This window comes from Flavobacteriales bacterium (assembly GCA_013214975.1).
Taxonomy (GTDB): Bacteria; Bacteroidota; Bacteroidia; order DT-38; family DT-38; genus DT-38.
Window position 1 is genome coordinate 1 of sequence record JABSPR010000188.1, and the last position, 2,933, is coordinate 2,933.

The following is a 2,933-nucleotide window of genomic DNA, read 5'->3' on the forward strand; positions in this document are numbered from 1 at the left end:
CTATTGGGAGCATTAATTTGAGCCGTAGGTCGTTTGAATGTGCCTTTTTCCAAGCGCTTATAATACAGAATCAAGCCATCTTGTTCCCAGTGGAGTATTTTCATTTTATTCCGATCAGAGCTTATAAAAACAAACAAATAGACCGTATAAGGGGGGCATTTGCATTTGAACCAAGGCATACAAAACCATTGAAGCCTTTGTGCCTATCGCAAGGCTTGCCATAGAGAAAAACCTTTGTCGATCGACTGAAATTAAACATCATTCCAAAAGTGTGGTTTTAAAACCTCTTGGAGTAATTATCTCAATAGATTTATTACTCTCAGAATGGGGATGATCTTTTTTTAATATTACCTTCTTCAAAGCATGAAGCTTCCTTTATATTAGTAGCCTCATCTGAAGGCTTATTAGTTTTCGTAATAACTTCTGGGTCCAGTATTTGAATTTTAATTTGGAAATATCTAATCCCTTGAGAAAATCCGTTTGAGTTAGAGCATCTGCCCACCACTCATTAACCAGTTTCAACATATCGTCTTGTAATGTCATTTCTTTTTTTCACAAAGATCATTATCAAATTACTCTTAGAAAAGATGTGGTTAGCTGGGCGGATAATTCCAATCGTCCCATGACATCCCCTTAATGTGTATTCTCCCTTCATATATTCCGAAGTTAAAAGACCTTTGCGAGTCTTGAAAAATTATCTTTTTAAGATATTCCTCCCAAGGTTCTAAACCAATCTGTTCCCTATTGTAATTTAATTTAGATAGTTGGTCTGTAGATTGTTCAACCATATCTTTATGTCCTCGAATAATAAATATCCCGACAGTACCATATTTGTCACCGTTTTTAGATGAATTTGATTTCTTATCTTCTAATTCTGAATATACTCGTGGAGAGAGCTTACCCTTTATCATCGAATCATACAGAATCTCTGATAAGTCAAATTTATCATTCTGGTAATGATGTCTAATAACTATGTAATGCGGAGGATAATAATAACGAAAATACTTAAGACCGCTAATTATGTTTTCGTCTGGGTATCCATATTTAATCAGAATATTTTTCATTACTATCATATTTAAACTATCAACCGCCCAAATCGTATCAGACTGTGGATATCCAAATTTGCGCTTTCGAATCGCCTGGTCTTGATCATGAAGCGTTATTAATTCATCTATTAATAGCGGGTCTCGTTTTCCAAGAACAGCAGTTACAATTTGTTTAGACCCTTTTTTTAATCTTTTCCATTCAGGTGTTCTATATAAATGGCGATGCACTTTTGATTTAATTTTTTTTATATCAACACCTTTGTACAATAATTTTTCTATAAGATATAATGCTGTGGTATCCATTCCTGCCTTTGAAGAAGACAGTGCAGCATTTTTTAAATCTTTTGCATAAGGTAAATCTACCAGTTCAAAGGCTTTTAAATATTTTACCGTAGCCGTTTTAAATTCTGAATTGACTATATCCGTTTCCGCTTCACTAACTAATTTATAATATGGTAAGTAAGACTGTCCCGCACATACATTTATTGTAAGCAAAAATAATATTGTCCAAAATGTTTTAATCATGTTATTATCAAGTTTTTTTATTCTATTACCCGGTAGTTATATAGTGTACTTATTAAGTCGATGTCATTATCCATACTTTCTTTCTTTATTTTTTCTCTTATAAATTCATTAGAATTTGAACCATTAAATAGATCTAAGATTGAAGTAGATACTTCAATTTGATGCGAATTGCCTAAGGCATTAGAGTTAGTTGGTTGAAGGAGTATTTTTTTTCTTTTCTCTTTTGTAGGATTGGATGCAATTATAGATTCCTTGTTAAAACGGAGATTATCAGGGAATATCTTTGTTTCTTTTAAGTTCTCAAGTATACTTTGCTCTAATAATTTTGATTTAACTCCAAGGATATTACTGAAGTCATCCGTGGTAAGTTCAGATATAATATTAAAGCATTCAATGTAAAATTCTTCTTCATTTCCAGCAAATGGTCCCCACGCATCAGCATATTCTGTTTCATTATTTTTCAAACCTTCTATTTCGGAAAGTGTTAAATCTGTTTCTGAATTTTTTCTCAGCATTGATAAAATTGAATCTGGTGGGCAGTTCATCATTAAAAGAACATATTTTATTAAGGTCGACTCAATGTTTTGAAAATAATTATACGTACTGTCCCAGAGAGTTTCGCCTTTTTTGTCGGATTCAAATTTGCAGAACCAAGTTGAGCATCTTGCATTACGATGATTCCATATTCCACACTTATTTAAAGATGAATTATAATATGGACAAAGAAGACTAGCCGCATTTCCAAAACCATTTTTAACAGAATGATTTTGAATCATCATCATTTTTTTTGAAGGCATAATTCCTAAAGGAGTAACCCCTTCTTTTTTTCTTAATTTTTCTATTATTTTCGATCTACCAAAAGACATTTCATCAGACTTATCTGCAAGAATAGCACCTACTAAAAAATTAGGAAGACTTGGATGATGAGTACAGCATTTTAAATGTGGTAAAAAACCTTTAGATCCATTTTCCGAATGAGATTTAATCATAGAACAATTATCGCAACTACTTAAACCCTCGTTTGGCAAAAAATCTTGTATAGAATTAGGAATTAGGTTTCTATAAACTAAAGGAATATGGCGTTCTTTACTCATTATTAATTGTAATTTATATGTTAGTCAACAACAAGATTGGCATCTTGAGTAATCAAAAATTCATATTGATGTAACATTTGTATATCTTCTTCTGTAATTCTATAACTAGTTTCATCGAAAATATTGTTAACTCAAGTTTCGCACCCTTACTTTAGAGGGTTTAATGGCATGAAAACAGCATGCAAACCAAGGTAATCCCTTGGTTTTGTGGTATCTTTAAGTATCACACACAAAGTACAAAACATGCTGAAACACGAAGATATTTCAA

The 2,933-nt window shown here is 32.1% G+C and carries 3 protein-coding genes; all 3 read right to left on the reverse strand.

Annotated elements, in window-relative coordinates; genetic code table 11:
• Positions 1 to 179, reverse strand: a 179-nt coding sequence (gene tnpB / locus HRT72_06480; GenBank protein NQY67353.1) for an IS66 family insertion sequence element accessory protein TnpB, incomplete at its 3' end; no start/stop codon positions are given.
• Between the two features lie 414 nt (positions 180 to 593).
• The gene (locus HRT72_06485) at positions 594 to 1,571 is read right to left on the reverse strand and encodes a hypothetical protein (protein ID NQY67354.1); all 978 of its coding nucleotides are present in this window, start codon (positions 1,569 to 1,571) and stop codon (positions 594 to 596) included.
• A gap of 17 nt (positions 1,572 to 1,588) precedes the next feature.
• Positions 1,589 to 2,665, reverse strand: a complete 1,077-nt coding sequence (locus HRT72_06490) for a hypothetical protein (protein ID NQY67355.1) — start codon at positions 2,663 to 2,665, stop codon at positions 1,589 to 1,591.
• Positions 2,666 to 2,933: the final 268 nt, after the last annotated feature.

Bases quoted from the DNA above. Each gene is read 5' to 3' on its own strand.
- HRT72_06490 (NQY67355.1), bottom strand. From the start codon at position 2,665: ATGAGTAAAGAACGCCATATTCCTTTAGTTTATAGAAACCTAATTCCT.
- HRT72_06485 (NQY67354.1), bottom strand. From the start codon at position 1,571: ATGATTAAAACATTTTGGACAATATTATTTTTGCTTACAATAAATGTA.